Here is a 21,782-nt window from a genome sequence, read left to right on the forward strand (position 1 = left end):
CAGCGCCACTCCTGATTTTTCGCTCAACACTCAACGCTTAACGCTCGACGAACATGTTTACCAAAATCCTGATTGCCAACCGCGGCGAGATCGCCTGCCGTGTCATCGCCACCGCCCACAAAATGGGCATTAAAACCGTGGCCGTTTACTCCGAAGCCGACAAGGAAGCACGCCACGTGCAACTGGCCGACGAAGCCGTCTTGCTTGGCCCCGCGCCTTCGCGCGAGTCTTATCTGGTCGCTGAAAAAATCATCGCGGCCGCCAAGGCCACGGGCGCACAAGCCATTCACCCAGGTTACGGCTTCTTGAGCGAGAACACCGAGTTCGCCAAGCGCTGCGAAGACGAAGGCATCGCCTTCATCGGCCCCAAGGCCCACTCGATTGCGGCCATGGGCGATAAGATCGCGTCCAAGAAATTGGCCAACGAAGCCAAGGTCAACACCATCCCCGGCTACAACGACGCCATCGACACCGCTGAACAAGCCGTGGAGATCGCCAAGGGCATCGGCTACCCCGTCATGATCAAGGCTTCGGCCGGTGGTGGTGGCAAGGGCCTGCGCGTGGCCTTCAACGACAAGGAAGCCTTTGAAGGCTTCACCTCTTGCCGCAACGAAGCGCGCAACAGCTTTGGCGACGACCGTGTGTTCATCGAGAAATACGTGCTGGAGCCGCGCCACATCGAGATTCAAATTTTGGGCGACAGCCACGGCAACGTGGTGTACCTGAACGAGCGTGAGTGCTCGATCCAGCGCCGCCACCAGAAGGTGATCGAAGAAGCGCCAAGCCCATTCATCTCGGACGCGACCCGCAAAGCCATGGGCGAGCAAGCCGTGGCCTTGGCCAAGGCGGTGAAGTACCAATCGGCCGGTACAGTGGAATTCGTGGTCGGCAAAGACCAGGATTTCTACTTCCTCGAAATGAACACCCGCCTGCAGGTGGAACACCCGGTCACCGAGTGCATCACCGGTCTGGACCTGGTGGAGCAGATGATCCGCGTGGCCGCTGGCGAGAAACTTTCGTTCGCGCAAGCCGACGTCAAGCGCGACGGCTGGGCCATCGAGTGCCGCATCAACGCCGAAGACCCCTTCCGCAACTTCTTGCCATCGACTGGCCGACTGGTGCGTTTTCAGACGCCCAAGCAGACCATGTTCCAGGGGAACACCAGCGCCTTGCAAGGTGTGCGCGTGGACACTGGCGTGCAAGACGGCGGCGAGATCCCGATGTTCTACGACTCGATGATCGCCAAGTTGATCGTGCACGGCAAAGACCGCAATGAAGCGATTGCCAAAATGCGCGAAGCCCTGAACGGTTTTGTCATTCGCGGCATCAGCTCCAACATCCCCTTCCAGGCCGCTTTGCTGGCGCACCCCAAGTTTGTGACGGGCGAGTTCAACACCGGCTTCATTGCCGAGCACTACGCCCACGGTTTCCGTGCCGAAGACGTGCCCCACGAGGACCACGACTTTTTGGCCGCCTTGGCCGCTTTCGTGCGCCGCAAGTCGCGTGAACGCGCAGCGGGTTTGAGCGGTCAGCTGCCCGGTTACGACGTGAAAGTCGGCCAGGACTACGCCGTGGTCGAGTTGGGCCAAGGCGGCAACAACCGCTATGTGCAAGTGCATGTGGACGAGTTCGTCGGCAAGTCCGGCGTGGCGCAGATCACCGTGGACGGCAAGACGTATGCGATCGAGAGCAACTCGCGCCTGAACGACATCCGCATCGAAGGCACTTGCAATGGCAAACCTTTCACGGCGCAGGTCGAGCGCGGCACCATCAAAAACCCGTTGGCCCTGCAGGTGCAGCACAACGGCACCCGCATCGAAGCGCTGGTGATGTCGCCCCGCATGGCCGAGCTGCACAAGCTCATGCCTTTCAAGGCCCCACCGGACCTGAGCCGTTACGTGATTTCGCCCATGCCTGGCCTCTTGGTCGAGGTCTCGGTGCAGCCCGGCCAGAAGGTGCAGGCCGGCGAGCGTGTGGCCGTGATCGAAGCCATGAAGATGGAGAACGTGCTGTTTGCGGCGCAAGACGGCGTGGTCAAGAAAGTGGTCGCTGCCAAAGGCGAATCGCTGACGGTGGACCAGATGATCGTGGAGTTTGAATAAATGACACGTCCTTTCAAGGTCTTGGGCATCCAGCAGATCGCCATCGGCGGGCCTGACAAGGCCCGCCTGCAAAAGCTCTGGGTCGACATGTTCGGTCTGGAGGTGACCGGCACCTTCAAAAGCGAACGCGAGAACGTGGACGAAGACATCTGCGCCATTGGCACCGGCCCTTTCAAGGTCGAGGTCGACCTGATGCAGCCGCTGGACCCAGAGAAAAAGCCCGCCGTGCACACCACGCCACTCAACCACATCGGTTTGTGGATCGACGACTTGCCTGTGGCGGTGGAGTGGCTCAGCGCGCAAGGCGTGCGCTTTGCACCCGGCGGCATCCGCAAGGGGGCGGCTGGGTTTGACATCACGTTTTTGCACCCCAAGGCGAACGAAGAGTTCCCCATTGGTGGCGAGGGCGTGTTGATCGAACTGGTGCAGGCGCCTGCTGAAGTGGTCAAGGCCTTTGCGGCTTTGGCTGCAGCTTCGCATTGACATCGGCACCTGTCGGGGGCTTCGACCACCGACCTACGAAGGAATTTGTAGGTCGGCACTCGCAGAGTCCGACACGCTTTGGGTGACCGCTGCGGCCGGTTCAGACGATGTGGGTTGACATGCAGCTGTCGGGGTTTTCGACCACCGACCTACGATGGAATTTGTAGGTCGGCACTCGCAGAGTCCGACGTTCTTAAAAAGCCCGTCAGGCTCCGGTCTGGCGGGCTTTTGCTTTGGCCAGCGCCGCTTCGATGATGGCGCGCTTGCGGTCCGCCTCGGGGGCGTTTTCTGTGCCCTTGGTGTGTGCGTCCAGGTCGGCCAGCTTGTGTTCGGCTTTGGCCAGTAGCTGCTTTTGGTGGGCCTGTTCTTCGCTCACCAGGCGCTGCAGACGCGCTTCGTAGCGCAGACGTGCGGTGTTCGCTTGCGCGGGTGACCAGGCGGCCCAGCCGGTGTGCGCACCCGTCACGTTTTCCAGCTGAATGCAGTCGACCGGACACACCGGAATGCACAGCTCACAGCCCGTGCACCAAGGCTCGATCACGGTGTGCATGAGTTTGTTGGCCCCCACGATGGCATCGGTCGGGCAGGCCTTGATGCACAGCGTGCAGCCGATGCACCAGGCTTCATCGATGATGGCCACATGGCGTGGATTTTGCGCGCCGTGATTTGGGTTCAATGACAAAACTGCCTGTCCCGTCAGCTCGGCAAGACGTTCAATGCCGACTTGTCCTCCGGGTGGGCATTGGTTGATGGGGGCTTGCCCTTGTGCCATAGCTTGGGCATAGCTGGCGCAATCGGGGAAACCGCAGCGTGTGCATTGCGTTTGTGGCAATGCTGCATTCAGACGTAGAAAAAGCGCCTGGGTCTCAGGCGCCGTGTCAATGGAGCTTGGCATGTGCCTCAGGCTTTTTTCTTCGGCTCAACCCACGCTGTTTTGACGGCAGCACTCGCTTTATTTGCAGAGGCGGCTTTGCTGCTTGCAGCAGGTTTGGCCTTGGCGGCAGAGGAGGTGCGCGCTGGGCTGGCTTTGACAGCGACTTTGGGGGCAGCTTTCACTGCAACCTTGACCACTGGCTCTGCTGCTTTCGCCTTGGCGGAGGCTTTGGCTTTCACTGGAGCCTCGGTTTTGACGGGGACCGGCGCTTTCACCTCGGTCGCTGCGGGTGCGCTTGTTGGAGCCGCTGGTTTGGTCTGTGCAAATGGTTTGGCATGGCTTTTGATGAAGTTGACCACTTGAGGGTAAACAATCGAGCGCCAGCGGCTGCCACTGAAAATGCCGTAATGGCCTGCGCCTTGCACATCAAGATGCAAACGGTCTTTGTCATCCACGCCCGTGCACATGTCTTGCGCTGCGCGGGTTTGACCGGAACCGGAGATGTCGTCCAGTTCCCCCTCGACGGTCAGCAGGGCCGTGCCCTTGATGTCTTGCGGGCGCACGCGCTCGACTTTGCCATCGACCCCTTTGACGTCCCAAGTGCCGTTGACAAGTTTGAAATCCTGGAACACGGTCTGGATGGTTTCCAGGTAGTAATCGGCGTCCATGTCGAGCACAGCGTTGTACTCGTCGTAAAACTTACGGTGGGCTTCGGCGCTGGCGTCGTCACCCTTGATCAGGTCTTTGAAATAGTCGTAATGGCTGTTGGCATGGCGGTCGGGGTTCATGGCCACGAAGCCGGTGTATTGCAAAAATCCGGGGTACACACGGCGACCAGCGCCCGGGAAGTTGGACGGAACGCGGTAGATCACGTTGTTTTCGAACCACTCGAAGCTCTTGTTGGTGGCCAGGTTGTTCACCGAAGTGGGTGAGCGGCGGGCGTCGATCGGGCCGCCCATCATGGTCATGGTCAACGGGGTTTTTTCGCCTCGGCTGGCCATCAGCGACACGGCGGCCAGCACTGGCACGGTGGGTTGGCAAACGCTCACAATGTGGCAATTGCCATAGATGGATTGCAGGTGACGAATGAATTCCTGCACATAGTTGATGTAGTCGTCCAGGTGGAATTCGCCTTCGGACATGGGCACCAAGCGGGCGTTTTTCCAGTCGGTGATGTAGACCTTGTGGTCTTGCAGCATGGTTTTGACGGTGTCGCGCAGCAAGGTGGCGTAGTGGCCAGACAATGGCGCCACGATCAGCACCACGGGCTGAGTCTTCATTTGCGTCAAAGTGGCTGGTTCGTCCGAAAAACGCTTGAAACGGCGCAGTTCGCAAAATGGCTTGTCGATTTCGATGCGCTCATGAATGGCCACGTCGGTCTTGTTGACCTTGATGGTCTTGATGCCGAATTCTGGCTTTTCGTAATCTTTGCCCAAGCGGTGCATCAGGGCATAACCGGCTGACACACGCTGCGCCAAGGGGGTCTGCGAAATCGGGCTGAGCGGGTTGCTGTAGAGCTTGGCTGCGGCCTGTGCCAGATCGGAAAAAGGTTCCATGATCGAGCGTTGTGTTTCGAAGATCTGGTAAAGCATTTGACAGTTTCCCTTGCGGCATGGCCGATAAATGGTGCGGTGCAACAATGCTACAGGACTTGGCCGGGTATTTTTTGAGTGTTGTCCCTAATCGGCGTCACCTTCCGGACCGATCAAAAAAAAACCGCCCCGTCAGGGGCGGTTGAAAGCGCAATGTCAGCCCGTTCAAATGACTTTGGCGATTGAAGCGCAGACGTAGTCGATGTTTTTGCTGTTGAGCGCGGCCACGCACATGCGGCCGGTGTCGGTGCCGTACACACCAAACTCGCTGCGCAGACGCACCATCTGGTCTTTGGTCAGGCCAGAGTAGCTGAACATGCCGATCTGCGTGGTGATGAAGCTCATGTCTTGTTTCACGCCAGCCGCTTTGAGGCTGTCCACCAGTTTTTGGCGCATGGCCTTGATGCGCACGCGCATCTCTGCCAGTTCGCTCTCCCACTGGGCGCGCAGTTCGGGGTTGTTCAGCACAGCTGCCACGACCGCACCGCCGTGGATGGGCGGGTTAGAGTAGTTGGTGCGGATGGCGATCTTCAATTGCGACAGCACGCGGGACGCTTCTTCTTTGTCAGAAGCCACCACCGACAGGGCGCCGACGCGCTCGCCGTACAGGCTGAAGCTCTTGGAAAAAGACGTGGACACGAAGATGTTGAGGCCGGCATCGACAAATTTCCCAATGACAGCGCCGTCTTCGGAGATGCCGTGGCCAAAGCCCTGGTAGGCCATGTCGAGGAAAGCCGTGAGGCCCTTGGCCTTAACGACGGCAATGACCTGGTCCCACTGGGCGTCGGTGATGTCGTAGCCGGTGGGGTTGTGGCAGCAGGCGTGCAGCACGACGATGGTGCCCGCTGCGGCCGCGTTCAGGCTGGCCAGCATGCCGTCGAAGTTCACGCCGCGCTTGGCCGCGTCGTAGTAGGCGTAGCTGTCGACTTCAAAACCGGCGTTCACAAAGATGGCGCGGTGGTTCTCCCAGCTGGGGTCGGAGATCATCACCTTGGCGTTGGGGCTGACTTTTTTCAGAAAGTCGGCGCCGATTTTCAGACCGCCTGTGCCACCAATGGCTTGCACGGTGGAGACGCGGCCAGACTTGACCACGTCGGAGTCGGCGCCAAAGACCAGGCCTTTGACGGCATTGTCGTAGGCCACGATGCCGTCGATGGGCAGGTAGCCACGCGCTGTGGGGGTGGCCATCATGGTTTTTTCGGCGGCCTGCACGCATTGCAGCAGGGGCAGTTTGCCGTTGTCGTCGAAGTACACGCCCACGCCCAGGTTCACTTTGTTGGGGTTGGTGTCGGCGTTGAATTGTTCGTTCAGACCCAGAATCGGGTCGCGAGGGGCCATTTCGACGGCGGAAAAGAGTGACATTTGAAATCCTGTACGAGGGGCGGGGTGGAGAACTGTAAGGAAGAAATCCTGCTTTGGTGGTCACTATTTTAATGGACCGTGATTTACTTGTATTTTGTATTTTTTTGTAAAAAATATACACATATGTACTATTTTGGTAAGTTTGATCAGTAGACTGAGTGTGTCATTTACATCGCTCATAAGGAGTCAACATGCGATTGAAACTACAGGCCTTGCCTATCTTGTCCCTTCTCTCTTTGGCCGTTTTGACCGCTTGCGGCGGCGGTGGAGGTTCTTCCAGTGCACCCACAACTTTTACGGGTGTTGTGGTTGATGGCTACATCGAAGGCGCCACGGTGTGTCTGGATCTCAATGCCAATCAAGCTTGCGATGCAAACGAACCTAATGCAACCAGCAAAGCAGGCGGTACTTACAGCCTGGATGTGTCGGGTGTGGACGCAGACAAACTCAAGGCGGCGCATCTGCTGACGGTTGTTCCTATTGATGCTAAAGACTCTGACGATAAGGGCCTAACTTTGGGAAAAGCCGGAAAGCAAGCCTTTAATTTGCTGGCTCCTGCGGCTGCATTTGTTAACAGCGATGGCAGCCTGAAATCGGCGGTCATCAGCCCTCTGACTACGCTGGTTTCGCATGAAATGATTTCGGGCGGCAATACCCTGGAAACATCCGAAAAATACGTCCGATCGCGCCTTGATTTGGCTGGTGATACAGATTTGCATCAGGACTTTGTGGCCAAAGATGTTACTGATCTGAAGTCAAAAGCGCAGATGCTGGCTGTGGCGATGGGCGAGGTCAAAGCGCAGGTGCTTGAATACCAAGGAAAAGAACAAAACGAGCGGGACGCCTTCCTGGCCGCTTTGACATATTTGCAAACGCAAGCGGCTAATTTGCAAAAAGCTTACGACGATGCCAAGACGGCCGATACATTGAAAAAAACACTCGTTCAATTGGTCGCTGATGAATTGAAGAAGGAAAATGGTTCGGCCAAACCTGCCATTGCAAATTTGGTGGCGGAGGCCAAAAAGATGACCAGTAGCACAGCTGCCGCTTCGGTCGTGGCAGTTCTTGAACAGGGCTTTTACACCGCTGAGGCTGTATTTGAAGACTGTAGTCAAGCCTCCTACTACTGCGTTCACCGCTATTCGCAAGTGCAGGGCAGTGGCGGCAAGATCAATTTGAGTCGTGATTACAAGTTGGTGGGTTCGAGTTGGCAGCTTGAAAGTAACACCAGCAGTACCACTTGGGTTTTGGTGGATGGAAAGGGCTGGGTTCAGGATAGTAATTGTCCTGATGGGACCGTCACCTATGTTGCAGACAGCACGGGTGGTGCAACCATCAAGAGTTGTAACGGCTTAACTGAAAAAGTCACTGCCCGAATGGTGGATGCCTCTGGCAAAACATTGAAAGCTTTGCTGCTGTATCCGCCTGAAGGGCATGAAGGTGTGACCATGCCCAGTGGTTCTGTGTTGTATTGGATTGACCTTGCCCGAACACAAGACGAATACCAGATTTACACCGGCAGCAAGGTTATGAAACCGCAGAATTACACCAGTGCATTCAGTAGCTTGGATGACTACATCGCCACTTATTCCACCACTAAAAAGAACAAAGATAATTGGGATGGTCTGAATTTCACTTTTGATGAAAACGGAACGTCTTCGGGTGGCAAAGTAACCCTCTGGAGCAATTCCGGCAAGACCATCGGCAGCGCCGACTATGAGCGTCGTAAAATTTCTGGCCAAGAAGTGCTGATCATCAAGGCCACTTTGCCAGATGCAGAGCGTAACGGTGAATGGGTCATGTTCGGCGTCAAAGACGGTTTCGTCTACAACGGTAACTTCCGTTCTGCCTCAGCCAAAAAATCCTCTTACCCATTCTTCAACAAGACCATGATCAATGCCATCTTGAACGCGGGTAACAAGCCTGAAGTGTTGAGTAATTGATTCTTGATTTTTGAATAGGGGGTGATGCCCCATTCATTCAAAAAAATCATGCCTGCCCGCAAAGGTCAATCGGTCTTTGCGGGTTTTTTGTATTCGGCTTCGGAAACGTCAGACATTTCGGATCAAATTTACAACTGAGTCAAACGATCCCGTTCTGGGTGTCATGTGGCGTGGGTATCAGGCATGCTGTCTCTTGCGCATAAAATATGCGCATACTTTTCAGAGGTTCCACATGCTGCGCTTTGAAGATGCCCCCAAAAAACCCGTCAATTTGTCGCTCAACGCCGAGGTGCTGGCCATGGCGCGAGAGTTGGACATGAACGTGTCGCGTACGGTGGACGCCTTGTTGGCCCAAGAGGTCAAGCGTCAGTATTGGGCGCGCTGGCAGGCGCAAAACCAGGAGGCGATTGCCAGTTACAACGCCCGCATTGAACAAGAGGGCTTGCCCTTGGACGCCTACCGCAGTTTCTGAGCTATGGCCCAATTCGATGTCTATATCCACCCCGATTCGCGCTTTCGAGAGCGCACGCCGTATTTGCTGGATGTGCAAAACACCTTTCTGGATCGCATTGCGACCCGCGTGGTGATTCCTTTGCGCAGTGCCGAATTTGCCCCTTTGCCGATGCAGGACCTCAACCCCGTTTGCACGGTAGAAGGCCAAGTGGTGGTGCTGGACACGGCTGCGTTGGCTGCAGTGCCTTTGCGGTGGCTGGGTGCACCGCTTTTGAATTTGCGGGCAGACTCGCCCCAGGTGGTGAATGCGCTGGATATTTTGTTTGGCGGGTATTGAGTCTGCTGGCGCCTTCATCAGAAACATCAACTTCGAGTTCCCATGTCTGAAATCATTCCTCTCGCAGAGGTTCCTGCTGTTGCGCCCGCTGGCCAATTTGTCCACTACCCCGGCTCGCCGTTCGAGCTGTTCCAGCCTTACCCGCCCGCAGGCGATCAGCCCACTGCCATCGCCCAACTGGTCGAAGGCGTACACGACGGCGAGGTGTTCCAGACCCTGCTGGGCGTGACCGGCTCGGGCAAGACCTTCACCATGGCCAATGTCATTGCCCAGCTGGGGAGGCCGGCCATTGTGTTTGCGCCCAACAAGACACTGGCCGCGCAGCTCTACAGCGAGTTCCGCGAGTTCTTCCCCAAGAATGCGGTCGAGTATTTCGTCAGTTATTACGACTATTACCAGCCCGAAGCCTATGTGCCGCAGCGCGATCTGTTCATCGAGAAAGACTCGGCCATCAACGAGCACATCGAGCAAATGCGCCTGTCTTGCACCAAAAGCATCATGGAGCGGCGCGATGTGGTGATTGTGGCCACGGTGTCGGCCATTTATGGCATTGGCGAGCCCGAGAGCTACCACCGAATGATCATGACGCTGCGCACGGGCGACAAGCTGGGCCAGCGTGACGTGATCGCTCAGCTGATCCGCATGCAGTACCAGCGCAACGACATGGAGTTCAGTCGCGGCAAGTTCCGGGTGCGGGGCGACACGATTGACGTGTTTCCGGCCGAGCATTCCGAGCTGGCGATCCGCATCGAGCTGTTCGACGACGAGATCGAGAGCCTGCAGCTGTTTGACCCGCTCACCGGGCGCATCCGGCAAAAGATCCCGCGTTTCACGGTGTACCCGTCTAGCCACTATGTGACGCCCCGAGACAAGGTGCTGGCGGCGGTGGAGACCATCAAGCTGGAGCTGGACCAGCGCCTGAAAGAACTGGTGGGCATGGGCAAGCTGGTGGAGGCGCAGCGACTGGAGCAGCGCACCCGGTTTGACCTGGAAATGCTGTCCGAAGTCGGGCACTGCAAGGGCATTGAAAACTACACCCGGCATTTGTCGGGCGCCGCCCCCGGCGACCCACCGAGCACGCTGACTGATTACATGCCGCCGGACGCCATCATGTTTCTGGACGAGAGCCACCAGATGATTGGCCAGCTCAACGCCATGTACAACGGCGACAAGGCGCGCAAAACCACGTTGGTGGAATACGGCTTTCGCTTGCCCAGCGCGTTGGACAACCGACCGCTCAAGTTCGAAGAGTTTGAAAAGCGCATGCGCCAGTGCATTTTTGTCTCGGCCACCCCCGCCGACTATGAAAAGACGCATTCGGGCAAAGTGGTCGAGCAAGTCGTTCGCCCCACGGGCCTGGTGGACCCGCAGGTCGAGGTGCGCCCCGCCACCCATCAGGTGGACGATGTACTGCAGGAAATCCGCATTCGGGTGGATAAGCACGAGCGGGTGCTGATCACCACGCTGACCAAGCGCATGGCCGAGCAGCTGACCGATTACCTGAGCGATAACGGCGTGAAAGTGCGCTACCTGCACAGCGATGTGGACACGGTGGAGCGGGTGGAAATCTTGCGGGATCTGCGCCTGGGCGCGTTCGATGTGTTGGTGGGCATCAACCTGTTGCGCGAAGGTCTGGACATCCCCGAGGTGTCGCTGGTCGCCATTTTGGATGCCGACAAAGAAGGCTTCTTGCGCGCCGAGCGCAGCCTGATCCAGACCATTGGCCGTGCGGCGCGTAACTTGAATGGGCGCGCCATTTTGTATGCGGACCGCATCACCGAGTCCATGAAGAAAGCCATGGGCGAGACCGAACGGCGGCGCATCAAACAGCTCGCCCACAACGAGGCCATGGGCATCACGCCCAAGAGCATTGTCAAAAAGGTGAAAGACCTGATCGATGGCGTTTACAGCGAAAAGTCGGGCAAAGAGGCTGAGCGCCTGGAGCAGGCCGCGCTTCAAAAGGCCAAGGTTGAGGACATGAGCGAGAAAGACATCGCCAAAGCCATCAAGCAGCTCGAAAAGCAAATGATGGAGCACGCCCGGAACCTGGAGTTCGAAAAGGCCGCCCAGGTGCGGGACCAGCTGACCATTTTGAAAGAGCAGGCGTTTGGTGCAACAGGGGGCGACAACATCGTGCCTTTGATCAGGGCCTGATGTCGGAGTCTTCGACCACCGACCTACGAAAGATTGTTGCAACCACGAACCTGCGTGAAACCGCGCTGCCTTGTCGGCAGTCGAAGAGTCCGACGTTGTTGGGTGAAGAGCCCACCACCCTTCACTTTTGAGCGCTGATAACCCGAGCGATTTAATCGGGATTGCGGTATACTTGACTCGTTTAGTCGGGAACCCGTTTCAGTGTTTCAAGACTGAACATCCCCCCCACTTCAGGAGCCTGCCATGCGTTTAACCACCAAAGGCCGTTTTGCCGTCACCGCCATGATTGATCTGGCTTTGCGTCAAGACGCAGGTCCCGTGACTTTGGCCGCCATCAGCCAGCGGCAACAAATTTCACTGTCGTATCTTGAGCAGTTGTTTGGCAAGCTGCGTCGGCACAACCTGGTTGAATCGACCCGTGGCCCCGGCGGCGGTTACACCCTGGGCCGCAAATCCACCGACATCACCGTGGCCGACATCATCTTGTCGGTCGACGAGCCCATCGACGCCACCCATTGCGGCGGCAAGGAAAACTGCCACGGTGGCGACAGCCGCTGCATGACGCACGACCTGTGGGCCTCGCTGAACTCCAAAATGGTCGAATTCCTCGACTCCGTTTCCCTGCAAAAACTGGTGGATGACCAATTGGCCAAGGGCCTGGTCGTCGAGTCCAAGCCCAACATCAAACGGGCCATTTCGCCCATGCCGGTGGTCAAACCCATCCGCGTGACGGGCCCCAATTCGGTTTTTGAGTTGGGCACTGTGTTTGCCAAATCCTGATTTTTTCAAGAAAAGTACCGCCATGGACACGACCCCACACTTGCCGATCTACCTCGACTACGGCGCGACCACGCCTTGCGACCCCCGCGTGGTGGACGCCATGATCCCTTGGTTGCGCGAGCACTTTGGCAACCCCGCATCGCGCAGTCACGCCTGGGGCTGGGAAGCCGAAGCCGCTGTTGAAAAAGCACGCGAAGACGTGGCTGCTTTGATCGGTGCCGACCCCCGCGAAATCGTCTGGACCAGTGGTGCGACCGAATCAAACAACCTGGCCATCAAGGGCGCAGCGCAGTTCTACAAGTCGCGTGGCAAGCACCTGATCACCGTCAAGACTGAACACAAGGCTGTGCTCGACACCATGCGCGAGCTGGAGCGTCAGGGCTTTGAAGTCACTTACCTCGACGTGCAAGACGACGGCATGCTCAGCATGGACGCTCTGAAAGCGGCCATCCGCCCCGACACCATCTTGATCAGCGTGATGTTCGTGAACAACGAAATCGGCGTGATCCAGGACATCCCCGGCATCGGCGCTCTTTGCCGCGAAAAAGGCATCATCTTCCATGTGGATGCCGCGCAAGCCACGGGCAAAGTCGCCATCGACATGGCCACGCTACCGGTTGACCTGATGAGCCTGGCTTCGCACAAAACTTATGGCCCCAAAGGCATCGGCGCTTTGTATGTGCGCCGCAAGCCCCGTGTGCGCCTGGAAGCGCAGATGCACGGCGGCGGTCACGAGCGCGGCATGCGCTCGGGTACCTTGCCCACCCACCAGTGCGTAGGCATGGGTGAGGCCTTCCGCCTGGCCAAGCTGGAGATGGACCAGGACAACGCCAAGGCGCGTGCCCTGCATGACCGTCTGATTGCTGGCCTGAGCGACATGGAACAGGTGTTTTTGAACGGCCACGCCACCCAGCGCGTGCCACAAAACATCAACATGAGCTTCAACTTCGTCGAAGGCGAATCACTCATCATGGGCATCAAGGGCCTGGCGGTGTCGTCCGGCTCGGCCTGCACCTCGGCCAGCCTGGAGCCCAGCTATGTGTTGCGCGCCTTGGGCCGCAGCGACGAGCTGGCCCACAGCAGCCTGCGCATGACCATTGGCCGCTGGACGACAGAAGCCGAGATTGACGAAGCCATTGCCACCATCCGTCTGAATGTGGCGAAGCTGCGCGAGCTGAGCCCTTTGTGGGAGATGTACAAAGACGGCATTGATTTGAGCACCATTCAATGGGCGGCTCACTGAGCCGTGTCGCCCAAACGGCTCAGCGCTTGGCGACTGAACCCTTTGGGCTTAGCGGCATAAATTAAGGAGAATTGAAATGGCATATTCTGAAAAAGTGGTTGACCACTACGAAAACCCCCGCAACGTCGGATCGTTCGACAAGGGCGACGAGGACGTGGGCACCGGCATGGTCGGCGCACCCGCTTGCGGCGACGTGATGAAGCTGCAAATCAAGGTCAACCCGACAACCGGTGTGATCGAAGACGCACGCTTCAAGACCTACGGCTGCGGCTCGGCCATCGCCTCCAGCTCACTCGTGACCGAGTGGGTCAAGGGCAAGACGCTGGACGAAGCGGCGGCATTGAAGAACAGCCAGATCGCTGAAGAGTTGGCACTGCCGCCCGTCAAAATCCACTGCTCCATCCTGGCCGAAGACGCCATCAAGGCCGCTGTGGACGACTACAAAAAGAAACACCTGAACTGACATGGCCATCACACTGTCTGCCGCCGCCGCCCGGCACGTCAACCGCTACTTGGCCAAACGTGGCTCGGGTGTGGGTGTGCGTCTGGGCGTTAAAACCACCGGCTGTTCAGGGCTGGCCTACAAGCTTGAATACGTGGACGACATCGCCCCGGAAGACGTGGTCTTTGAAGGTCATGGCGTGAAGGTGTTGGTGGACCCGAAAAGCCTGGCCTACATTGACGGCACCGAGTTGGACTTTGTGCGCGAAGGATTGAATGAAGGTTTCCGCTTCAACAACCCCAACGAACGTGACCGTTGCGGTTGCGGTGAATCGTTCCGCGTTTGAGTTTTTAAGCGCGTGATCTCTCTTCAAGCCAACGACTTCGAGCTGTTTGACGTGCCGGTGCAGTACGCACAGGATCGTGCACAGCTCGATGCCCGCTGGAAGGCGTTGCAGCGCGAAGCCCACCCCGACCGCTTTGCGGCAGAAGGTGCAGCTGCCCAGCGCATCGCCATGCAGTGGTCGGTGCGCATCAACGAGGCGTATCAGCGGCTGAAAGACCCGCTCAAACGCGCAGCCTATTTGTGCGAGCTGCAAGGTGCGCCCGTGCAGGCCGAGAACAACACCGCCATGCCAGCCGCATTCTTGATGCAGCAAATGGAATGGCGTGAAAACCTAGAAGACACAGACAGCGCTCAAGGTCTTGAAACCCTGGCAGGTGTTGTGGCTGCCGAGCAGCGCCGGGTGCAGCAAACACTGGCCCAATTGCTGGATGTGGCCAAAGACCCCGCGCAAGCCGTGGGGCAGGTGAGGGCGCTCATGTTCATTGAGCGCTTCACGCAAGAAGTGAACGCTAAACTCGACCGATTGACCTGACCCTCGGGTCGCAGCGCCTCATGCAGGTGGGCGACTTGAACACCACCCCTGATTGACCATGGCGTTACTGCAGATTTCTGAACCGGGCCAGTCGCCCGACCCGCACCAGCGCCGCATCGCGGTGGGCATTGATTTGGGCACCACGCATTCGCTGGTGGCTTCGGTGCGCAACGGCGTGTCCGAATGTTTGCCCGATGACGATGGGCGAGTGATCTTGCCCTCTGTGGTTCGCTTCATGCCGGGGCAGGGCCGTCAGATCGGTTTTGACGCAGTGCAGTCTGCCGCGAGCGACCCGGTCAACACCATCGCCTCGGTCAAGCGCTTCATGGGCCGTGGCCTTCAAGACATCGCCGACCGCAGCAAATTGCCCTACGAGTTCACGGCCAGCGATCAGGGCATGCTGTCTATTCAAACGGTGCAAGGCCCCAAGTCGCCCGTCGAAGTCAGCGCCGAGATTTTGGCCACCTTGCGTTACCGCGCCGAAGACACCTTCAACGACGACTTGTATGGTGCGGTCATCACCGTGCCCGCTTACTTTGACGACGCGCAGCGTCAAGCCACCAAAGACGCCGCGCAGCTGGCGGGCCTGAACGTGCTGCGCCTGATCAACGAACCCACCGCAGCGGCCATTGCCTATGGCCTCGACAACGCCAGTGAAGGTGTTTACGCCGTGTTCGATTTGGGCGGTGGCACCTTCGATATTTCCATCTTGCGCCTGACGCAAGGCGTGTTCGAGGTCTTGTCTACCGGTGGCGACTCGGCTTTGGGTGGCGACGATTACGACCAGGCCCTGGCCGATGCCGCCATGGCGCGCCAACGCGCCTTGCAGGCGATCACTGCAGAAGACAAAACCGTGCTCAAGGCAGCAGCCCGCGCCGCCAAAGAAGCGCTCACTTCTGCGGATACGGTCACGTTGAATGCCGCCTTGTCCACCGGCAGCTTGTCGGTGCAAATCAGCCGTGCAGATTTCGAACAAGCCACCCAAGCCCTGACGGCCCGCTGCATCACCGCCGTGCGCAAAGCGCTGCGCGATGCCCAGCTGGGCAAGGACGATGTGCAAGGCGTGGTCATGGTGGGCGGCTCCACCCGCATGCCGCAAATCCAGCAGGCCGTGGCCGAGTTTTTTGGTCAGGCCCCGCTCAACAACCTCAACCCCGACGAAGTCGTGGCCCTGGGCGCGGCCATCCAGGCCAACCAGCTGGCGGGCAACAACGCCGCTGGCGAGTTGCTGCTGCTCGATGTGATCCCGCTGTCGCTGGGCATCGAGACCATGGGCGGCCTGGTCGAGCGCATCATTCCGCGCAATCAGACCATCCCCACCGCCATGGCGCAAGACTTCACCACTTACCAAGATGGCCAGACGGCTCTCGCGCTGCATGTGGTGCAGGGTGAGCGTGACTTGGTGCAAGACTGCCGCAGCCTGGCCCGCTTTGAGCTGCGTGGCATCCCGCCCATGGCCGCAGGCGCGGCCCGCATTCGCGTGACTTTCACGGTGGATGCCGATGGTTTGCTGAGCGTAGGGGCCAAAGAACAAATCAGTGGCGTGGAGGCGCGCATTGACGTCAAGCCTTCGTATGGCTTGAGCGACGACCAGATCGCCACCATGCTGCAAGAAAGCTTCACCACCGCCCAGGCCGACATGAAAGCCCGTGCGCTGGTGGAAGCCCGTGTGGGCGCTGACCGCATGCTGCTGGCCACGCGCAGCGCATTGGCCGCCGATGGCCAATTGCTGCAAGCGCATGAACGCAGCGCCATTGATGCACTGATGGCGACACTGCAAGCCGCTGTGCAAACCGAACAAGACGCCAAAGCCTTGGAAGACTGCACCCAGGCGCTGGCCAAGGGCACCGAGGCCTTCGCCGCCGAGCGCATGAACCACAGCATCCAAAAAGCTTTGTCTGGCCAAAACATCCAGTCCTTGTAAAGTCAGGCCTGTCGTACCGAATTCAAAGATATCTATGCCCGTCATCAAAATCCTGCCCCACGCCGAATACTGCCCCAACGGTGCGGAAATCACCGCGCCTGCGGGCACCAGCATCTGCGAAGCCCTGCTGGACAACCATATCAACATCGAACACGCTTGCGACATGAGCGCGGCCTGCACCACCTGCCATGTGGTGGTGCGCGAAGGCTTCAAAAGCCTCAACGAGATGCAAGAAACCGAGGAAGACCTGCTCGACCGCGCCTGGGGCCTGGAGCCCAACTCGCGCCTGAGCTGCCAGGCCTTTGTGGCCAAGCAGGATCTGGTGATCGAGATCCCGCGCTACAGCATCAATCACGCCAAAGAGCTGCACTGAGCGAAGGCGAACCATGCGTCAAATCGTTCTGGACACCGAAACCACAGGCCTCTCGGCCGAAGGTGGCGACCGCATCATCGAGCTGGGCTGCGTAGAGCTCTATGCCCGCAAGCTCACCGGCAACAACCTGCATTTCTATTTCAACCCCGAGCGCGACAGCCACGAAGACGCACTCAGAGTGCACGGCATCAGCAACGAGTTTTTGCGCGACAAGCCCAAGTTTGCGGAGCTGAGCGAAGAAATACTTGATTACCTGAGCGATGCTGAACTCATCATTCACAACGCAGCGTTCGACATCGGCTTTTTGAACAAAGAGCTGGAGCGTGTAGGCAAGAAACCGCTCAAGGCTTACGTCAGCAACGTGATCGACACCCTGGCCATGGCCAAGGAAATGTTCCCGGGCAAGCGCAACAGCCTGGACGCCCTGTGCGACCGACTGGAAGTGGACAACTCCGGTCGTACCTTGCACGGCGCCTTGCTGGATGCCGAGTTGCTGGCCGATGTGTACATCAACATGACGCGCGGCCAGGAGGCCTTGTTGATTGACGCGGGCGATGCCACGCCCAACGATGCGCAGCAAATGGTGGTGCAAGTGGACTTGAGCACCTTTGTGCTGCAGGTCTTGTCGGCCAATGCCCAGGAGTTGGCGGCGCACGATGAGGTGCTCACGCAATTGGACAAGTCCAGCGGTGGAAAAACAGTCTGGCGCCAGCTGAGCGTGTCCTGAAAATTGGCGCAAAATTTTGAACTCAGCCTCAATCAGCGCAAATTTTTATGCCATAATTGAGGTCTTCGCTGCAATGCAGTGAGGGCGATTAGCTCAGCGGTAGAGCACTGCATTCACACTGCAGGGGTCACATGTTCGATCCATGTATCGCCCACCAGATTCAGCCCCGTCAGTCTTCGATTGACGGGGCTTTTTCACGTCTTTGATTTTTGTGTGATCCCGGTTAGCCTTGCGGGTGGCGCATTTTTTGTCTTTACGTTCCTCGTTTATGAACTTTCACCGCATCGACCTTGTCCCTGTTCAACGCGGTGGCCCACATTCCCATCTCGTTGGACATCGACGAGTCCCGCATGTACCGACTGCTTGAAGGGCTTGGTGACATTGGCATCACAATGCAAAAGTCTGAGTGCATCCCTTCGTCCAAGGCGCGCCAGCGCGTGGTCAGCCCCTGGCTTTTCAATTGACACATTCCAAAGAGGAGAACCCCATGTTTCAACACCGCCGAATCCTGATGGCCCTGTCCTTGGCGTTGCCGCTGTCCTTGGCCGCTACAGGCCTTGCCCTGGCCCAGGACAAATACCCGAGCAAGCCCGTCACCCTGATCGTTCCGCAGGCCGCAGGCGGCGCCAATGACGCCATTGCCCGCGTGATCGCACAAAAGCTGACCGAGCAGCTGGGCCAGACCTTCATCGTGGAAAACCGCACGGGTGCAGGCGGTAACGTGGGCACGGTGGCCGCAGCGCGTGCCAAAGCGGATGGCTACACGCTGATGGTCACGGCCGACAGCTCGATGGTGATCAACCCCTCGCTCTACAAGATCACGGGCTTCGACCCGATCAAGGACTTCGAGCCCGTGGGCACAGTGGCCACCGCAGGTTATGTGCTGGTGGCCCATCCGGCCTTTGCCGCCAAAAACACGGCCGATCTGATCAGCCTGGCCAAGCAGCAGCCGGGCAAGATCAACATCGGCTCGGCCGGTAACGGCACCCTCAACCACCTGATCGGCGAGATGCTGGGCAAGGTCGCTGGCATTGACCTGGTGCATGTGCCTTACAAAGGCTCGGCGGCGGCAGTGACCGATCTGGTCGCCGGGCAGGTGGAGGTGTCGGTGCAGAGCCTGCCATCTTCGATTGCCTTCATCCGCTCGGGCAAGATCAAGGTGCTGGGCGTGGTCAACCCCAAGCGCCTGCCTGCGCTGCCGGACGCGCCCACGATTGGCGAGACGATCAAGGGCTTTGGCACCACGCCCTGGTACGGCATGTTCGCCCCCGCAGGCACACCCAAGCACATTGTCAGCCAACTCAATGCGGCGATTGCCAAGGCACTGGAATCCAAAGACGCGCAGGAGCGCCTGGCGGGTGTGGGCTGTGAGCCTTACAAGTCCACACCCGAGCAGTTTGCCCAGCTGGTGCGTGACGATCTGCCCCGTTGGGCCAAGATCGTCAAGGATTCTGGCGCCACCATTGACTGAGGACTGCAGGAATGAACATGCCGCAACTGACCCCGGGCGCCTTGAAGGGCCTGCGCGTGGTGGAAATGGGCCAGCTGATCGCTGGGCCTTTTGCCGCCAAGACTTTGGGCGACTTTGGTGCCGACGTCATCAAGATCGAACCGCCGGGGGCCGGTGACCCACTGCGCAACTGGCGCATGATTCAGGACGGCACTTCTGTCTGGTGGCAGGTGCAGTCGCGCAACAAGCGCTCGATCGCGCTGGACCTGCGCAGCGCTGAGGGGCAGGACATCGCCCGCCAGTTGATCGCCCAGGCCGATGTGCTGATTGAGAACTTCCGCCCCGGCACGCTCGAGGGCTGGGGCATGGACTACGAAACCTTGTTCAAAACCAATCCTGGATTGGTGATGCTGCGCATCTCGGGCTATGGCCAGACCGGCCCTTACCGTGACCTGCCTGGCTTTGGCGCGATTGGCGAGGCCATGGGCGGCCTGCGTCACCTGACGGGCGAGCCAGACCGCATTCCGGTGCGTTGCGGCATCTCGATTGGCGATACGCTGGCCGCGCTGCACGGCACCATCGGGGTGCTGATGGCGCTGTACCACCGCAAGGTCAATGGCGGGCAGGGCCAGGTGATTGACGTGGCCTTGAACGAGGCCGTCTTGAACGTCATGGAAAGCCTGGTGCCCGAGTACAGCGCCTTCGGTGCGGTGCGTGAGCCTGCGGGCTCGGCCCTGCCGGGCATTGCCCCGTCCAACGCCTACCGCTGTGCCGATGGCGTGGTGCTGATCGCGGGCAACGGCGACAGCATCTTCAAGCGGCTGATGGCGCTGATGGGGCGCGACGATCTGGGCAACGATCCGGAACTGGCCAACAACGCCGGGCGTGTGACGCGCGTGCAGGAACTGGACGCGGCCATCGAAGCCTGGACCCAGACCCGCAGCGTGAGCGATGTGCTGGCTGCGCTGGGCGATGCGAGTGTGCCCGCTGGCCGCGTCTACACCGCCAAGGACATCGTCGAAGACCCGCACTACCGCGCCCGCGACATGATCCTCAAGCAGCAAACGCGCGACGGCCATGAGATTGAAGTGCCCGGCATCGTGCCCAAGCTGATGGGCACACCCGGCACCGTGCGTTCGTCTGCGCCCAAGCTGGGCGACGACACCGACGCTGTGCTGGCCGAACTCGGCATGAGCGCTGACAGGATTGCTCAATTGCGCAACAACAAGGTGGTGGCATGAGCACACAAAAACACACAACCGTCTGGCAAGGCGCCGGGCGCCGCATCCACATGCAGGAAGTCGGCACCCGCGACGGCCTGCAGGCCGAAACCGCCTTTGTGCCGACCGAGGACAAAATCGCGCTGGTCAACGCTTTGTCCGAAGCGGGGCTGGCCAAGATCGAGGTGACGTCCTTCGTGTCGCCCAAGGCCATTCCCGCGCTGCGAGATGCCGAGCAGGTGCTGCGCGAAATCCGCCGCGTGCCCGGCGTGGTCTACACCGCGCTGGTGCCCAATGTGCGCGGCGCCGAGCGGGCCATCGAATCGAAAGCCGACGAGCTCAACCTGGTCATGTCGGCCAGCGAAAGCCACAACCTGTCGAACCTGCGCATGACGCGCGAGCAATCGTTTGCGGGGCTGGCCGATGTCGTGCGGGCTGTCCAGGGCTCGGGCGTGGCCATCAACGTGTCACTGTCTTGCGCCTTTGGTTGCCCCATGGAGGGCGATGTGCCGGTGCCCGTGGTGCTGGACTGGTGCCGCCGCTTTGTGGAGGAGCTGGGCGCGGGAGGCGTGACTTTGTGCGACACCACCGGCATGGCTTACCCCACGCAGGTGGCCGATCTGACTCGGGCTTTTCGGGTGCACTGGCCTGAGCGCGAGTTGACCCTGCATTTTCACAACACGCGTGGCATGGGCCTGGCCAATGTGATCGCCGCCATCGACGCGGGGGCCGACCGTTTTGATGCTTCGATTGGCGGCATCGGTGGCTGCCCCTATGCACCGGGCGCGTCGGGCAACGTCTGCACCGAGGAAATCGTGCACGCGCTGGCCCTCATGGGCTACGACACGGGTGTGGATTTGCCACGCCTGCTGGACGCTGCTGGTCAGCTGCCCGCGCTGATTGGCCACGATGTGCCCAGCCAGATCCTCAAGGCAGGACGCCGACTGGACTTGCACCCTCGGCCCAGCGACTTTGCCGAGATTGCGCAGCGGGCCGCTGCCCGGGGTTGAGTGTGGGTGTTTGATGTATGGGTTTGGTTCAACCGTCAAAGGTGCTGTAGGTCGGTACCGCCAGTTCCGACATGGATGGCTTCGGCACAGGCTTGATGTCGGCTCTGTTGCCTCGACCTGCGAATACCACCTTGTAAGTCGGCAGCTTCAACTCCGACATTCGTGGCTTCGACGCAGGCCTATGCTTTGGCTGAAGCCGCCGATCTGCCATTCCGTTGTAGGTCGGCACTCGCATAGTCCGACATCTGCTTTTGCAACCCTGCCTTCTTTGGGGGCGTCAGGTTTGGGCACGAAGGTCGAGGTTCTCCACCGCCGGTTCGCAGGAGTGCCTGATTTGACACAAGGGGAAACCCCTGTCTCAGGGGATGTTTGGGGGAGGTCCAAAGCGACTAGAATTTCCCGACCGCTCGGTTGGTTAATTCGTTTGAACCGGGCT

General features: G+C 59.1%; 21 protein-coding genes and 1 tRNA gene. 19 read left to right on the forward strand and 3 right to left on the reverse strand.

Annotated features, from left to right (window positions below; all coding sequences use genetic code 11):
• The first annotated feature begins 53 nt into the window (after positions 1-53).
• Positions 54-2,102: an acetyl-CoA carboxylase biotin carboxylase subunit gene (accC, locus tag B9Z51_RS13980; RefSeq protein ID WP_108375709.1), complete on the forward strand. Its 2,049-nt coding sequence runs from the start codon at positions 54-56 to the stop codon at positions 2,100-2,102.
• Positions 2,103-2,585: a VOC family protein gene (locus B9Z51_RS13985; RefSeq protein WP_108375711.1), complete on the forward strand. Its 483-nt coding sequence runs from the start codon at positions 2,103-2,105 to the stop codon at positions 2,583-2,585.
• 205 nt (positions 2,586-2,790) lie between these two features.
• Here the strand turns inward: B9Z51_RS13985 and rsxB are convergent, their stop codons facing one another.
• From rsxB to B9Z51_RS14000, 3 genes are all read right to left on the reverse strand, one after another.
• A complete protein-coding gene (gene rsxB / locus B9Z51_RS13990) occupies positions 2,791-3,480 on the reverse strand; it encodes an electron transport complex subunit RsxB (RefSeq protein WP_108375713.1) in 690 nt (229 codons plus the stop codon).
• 5 nt (positions 3,481-3,485) lie between these two features.
• Positions 3,486-5,051, reverse strand: a complete 1,566-nt coding sequence (locus tag B9Z51_RS13995; protein ID WP_108375715.1) for a polyhydroxyalkanoate depolymerase — start codon at positions 5,049-5,051, stop codon at positions 3,486-3,488.
• A gap of 165 nt (positions 5,052-5,216) precedes the next feature.
• A complete protein-coding gene (locus B9Z51_RS14000; RefSeq protein WP_108375717.1) occupies positions 5,217-6,413 on the reverse strand; it encodes an amino acid aminotransferase in 1,197 nt (398 codons plus the stop codon).
• Positions 6,414-6,604: 191 nt separating this feature from the next.
• Between B9Z51_RS14000 and B9Z51_RS14005 the strand changes: the two genes are divergently transcribed.
• From B9Z51_RS14005 to B9Z51_RS14080, 17 genes are all read left to right on the forward strand, one after another.
• On the forward strand, positions 6,605-8,356 hold the full coding sequence (locus tag B9Z51_RS14005) for a hypothetical protein (protein ID WP_146187774.1): 1,752 nt from the start codon (positions 6,605-6,607) through the stop codon (positions 8,354-8,356).
• 232 nt (positions 8,357-8,588) lie between these two features.
• Positions 8,589-8,828 carry a type II toxin-antitoxin system CcdA family antitoxin gene (locus B9Z51_RS14010; RefSeq protein ID WP_108375721.1) on the forward strand — a complete coding sequence of 80 codons (240 nt, stop codon included), beginning with the start codon at positions 8,589-8,591 and terminating at the stop codon, positions 8,826-8,828.
• 3 nt (positions 8,829-8,831) lie between these two features.
• Positions 8,832-9,146: a CcdB family protein gene (locus B9Z51_RS14015; protein ID WP_108375723.1), complete on the forward strand. Its 315-nt coding sequence runs from the start codon at positions 8,832-8,834 to the stop codon at positions 9,144-9,146.
• A gap of 42 nt (positions 9,147-9,188) precedes the next feature.
• Positions 9,189-11,300: an excinuclease ABC subunit UvrB gene (gene uvrB, locus B9Z51_RS14020; protein ID WP_108375725.1), complete on the forward strand. Its 2,112-nt coding sequence runs from the start codon at positions 9,189-9,191 to the stop codon at positions 11,298-11,300.
• Positions 11,301-11,543: 243 nt separating this feature from the next.
• Positions 11,544-12,080 carry a Fe-S cluster assembly transcriptional regulator IscR gene (gene iscR, locus B9Z51_RS14025; protein ID WP_108311373.1) on the forward strand — a complete coding sequence of 179 codons (537 nt, stop codon included), beginning with the start codon at positions 11,544-11,546 and terminating at the stop codon, positions 12,078-12,080.
• Positions 12,081-12,102: 22 nt separating this feature from the next.
• The gene (locus B9Z51_RS14030; protein WP_108375727.1) at positions 12,103-13,323 is read left to right on the forward strand and encodes an IscS subfamily cysteine desulfurase; all 1,221 of its coding nucleotides are present in this window, start codon (positions 12,103-12,105) and stop codon (positions 13,321-13,323) included.
• Positions 13,324-13,399: 76 nt separating this feature from the next.
• Positions 13,400-13,786, forward strand: a complete 387-nt coding sequence (iscU, locus tag B9Z51_RS14035; protein ID WP_053175507.1) for a Fe-S cluster assembly scaffold IscU — start codon at positions 13,400-13,402, stop codon at positions 13,784-13,786.
• A 1-nt stretch (position 13,787) separates the two neighbouring features.
• Entirely contained in the window at positions 13,788-14,111 is a 324-nt protein-coding gene (gene iscA, locus B9Z51_RS14040) for an iron-sulfur cluster assembly protein IscA (RefSeq protein WP_108375729.1), read from the forward strand.
• A gap of 15 nt (positions 14,112-14,126) precedes the next feature.
• Complete coding sequence (hscB, locus tag B9Z51_RS14045; protein ID WP_199227554.1) at positions 14,127-14,642, forward strand: Fe-S protein assembly co-chaperone HscB; 516 nt, start codon at positions 14,127-14,129, stop codon at positions 14,640-14,642.
• Between the two features lie 58 nt (positions 14,643-14,700).
• Positions 14,701-16,566, forward strand: a complete 1,866-nt coding sequence (hscA, locus tag B9Z51_RS14050; RefSeq protein WP_108375733.1) for a Fe-S protein assembly chaperone HscA — start codon at positions 14,701-14,703, stop codon at positions 16,564-16,566.
• A gap of 34 nt (positions 16,567-16,600) precedes the next feature.
• On the forward strand, positions 16,601-16,939 hold the full coding sequence (fdx, locus tag B9Z51_RS14055; RefSeq protein ID WP_108375735.1) for an ISC system 2Fe-2S type ferredoxin: 339 nt from the start codon (positions 16,601-16,603) through the stop codon (positions 16,937-16,939).
• A gap of 13 nt (positions 16,940-16,952) precedes the next feature.
• Positions 16,953-17,666: a DNA polymerase III subunit epsilon gene (gene dnaQ / locus B9Z51_RS14060; protein ID WP_108375737.1), complete on the forward strand. Its 714-nt coding sequence runs from the start codon at positions 16,953-16,955 to the stop codon at positions 17,664-17,666.
• An 82-nt stretch (positions 17,667-17,748) separates the two neighbouring features.
• Positions 17,749-17,823 (forward strand) — tRNA-Val (locus B9Z51_RS14065).
• A 133-nt stretch (positions 17,824-17,956) separates the two neighbouring features.
• A complete protein-coding gene (locus B9Z51_RS18445) occupies positions 17,957-18,130 on the forward strand; it encodes a hypothetical protein (RefSeq protein WP_158272898.1) in 174 nt (57 codons plus the stop codon).
• Positions 18,131-18,153: 23 nt separating this feature from the next.
• Entirely contained in the window at positions 18,154-19,137 is a 984-nt protein-coding gene (locus B9Z51_RS14070; RefSeq protein ID WP_108375739.1) for a tripartite tricarboxylate transporter substrate binding protein, read from the forward strand.
• 11 nt (positions 19,138-19,148) lie between these two features.
• Positions 19,149-20,357: a CaiB/BaiF CoA transferase family protein gene (locus tag B9Z51_RS14075; RefSeq protein WP_369959271.1), complete on the forward strand. Its 1,209-nt coding sequence runs from the start codon at positions 19,149-19,151 to the stop codon at positions 20,355-20,357.
• Positions 20,354-21,346 (forward strand): hydroxymethylglutaryl-CoA lyase, encoded by a 993-nt coding sequence (locus B9Z51_RS14080; RefSeq protein WP_108375741.1) that lies wholly within the window; start codon positions 20,354-20,356, stop codon positions 21,344-21,346. Before B9Z51_RS14075 ends, B9Z51_RS14080 begins: the two co-directional genes overlap by 4 nt.
• Positions 21,347-21,782: the final 436 nt, after the last annotated feature.

This window comes from Limnohabitans sp. T6-5 (assembly GCF_003063315.1).
In the GTDB taxonomy this organism is placed as follows: Bacteria; Pseudomonadota; Gammaproteobacteria; order Burkholderiales; family Burkholderiaceae_C; genus Limnohabitans_A.

What these genes read in the sequence shown, in the direction of transcription:
- B9Z51_RS14070 (WP_108375739.1), top strand. Translation starts at nt 18,154, where the DNA reads ATGTTTCAACACCGCCGAATCCTGATGGCCCTGTCCTTGGCGTTGCCG.
- B9Z51_RS14000 (WP_108375717.1), bottom strand. Translation starts at nt 6,413, where the DNA reads ATGTCACTCTTTTCCGCCGTCGAAATGGCCCCTCGCGACCCGATTCTG.
- iscU (WP_053175507.1), top strand. Translation starts at nt 13,400, where the DNA reads ATGGCATATTCTGAAAAAGTGGTTGACCACTACGAAAACCCCCGCAAC.
- B9Z51_RS14015 (WP_108375723.1), top strand. Translation starts at nt 8,832, where the DNA reads ATGGCCCAATTCGATGTCTATATCCACCCCGATTCGCGCTTTCGAGAG.
- B9Z51_RS13985 (WP_108375711.1), top strand. Translation starts at nt 2,103, where the DNA reads ATGACACGTCCTTTCAAGGTCTTGGGCATCCAGCAGATCGCCATCGGC.
- iscA (WP_108375729.1), top strand. Translation starts at nt 13,788, where the DNA reads ATGGCCATCACACTGTCTGCCGCCGCCGCCCGGCACGTCAACCGCTAC.
- dnaQ (WP_108375737.1), top strand. Translation starts at nt 16,953, where the DNA reads ATGCGTCAAATCGTTCTGGACACCGAAACCACAGGCCTCTCGGCCGAA.
- iscR (WP_108311373.1), top strand. Translation starts at nt 11,544, where the DNA reads ATGCGTTTAACCACCAAAGGCCGTTTTGCCGTCACCGCCATGATTGAT.
- hscA (WP_108375733.1), top strand. Translation starts at nt 14,701, where the DNA reads ATGGCGTTACTGCAGATTTCTGAACCGGGCCAGTCGCCCGACCCGCAC.
- B9Z51_RS14005 (WP_146187774.1), top strand. Translation starts at nt 6,605, where the DNA reads ATGCGATTGAAACTACAGGCCTTGCCTATCTTGTCCCTTCTCTCTTTG.
- B9Z51_RS14080 (WP_108375741.1), top strand. Translation starts at nt 20,354, where the DNA reads ATGAGCACACAAAAACACACAACCGTCTGGCAAGGCGCCGGGCGCCGC.
- uvrB (WP_108375725.1), top strand. Translation starts at nt 9,189, where the DNA reads ATGTCTGAAATCATTCCTCTCGCAGAGGTTCCTGCTGTTGCGCCCGCT.
- fdx (WP_108375735.1), top strand. Translation starts at nt 16,601, where the DNA reads ATGCCCGTCATCAAAATCCTGCCCCACGCCGAATACTGCCCCAACGGT.
- accC (WP_108375709.1), top strand. Translation starts at nt 54, where the DNA reads ATGTTTACCAAAATCCTGATTGCCAACCGCGGCGAGATCGCCTGCCGT.
- B9Z51_RS13995 (WP_108375715.1), bottom strand. Translation starts at nt 5,051, where the DNA reads ATGCTTTACCAGATCTTCGAAACACAACGCTCGATCATGGAACCTTTT.
- B9Z51_RS14010 (WP_108375721.1), top strand. Translation starts at nt 8,589, where the DNA reads ATGCTGCGCTTTGAAGATGCCCCCAAAAAACCCGTCAATTTGTCGCTC.
- rsxB (WP_108375713.1), bottom strand. Translation starts at nt 3,480, where the DNA reads ATGCCAAGCTCCATTGACACGGCGCCTGAGACCCAGGCGCTTTTTCTA.
- B9Z51_RS14030 (WP_108375727.1), top strand. Translation starts at nt 12,103, where the DNA reads ATGGACACGACCCCACACTTGCCGATCTACCTCGACTACGGCGCGACC.
- B9Z51_RS14075 (WP_369959271.1), top strand. Translation starts at nt 19,149, where the DNA reads ATGAACATGCCGCAACTGACCCCGGGCGCCTTGAAGGGCCTGCGCGTG.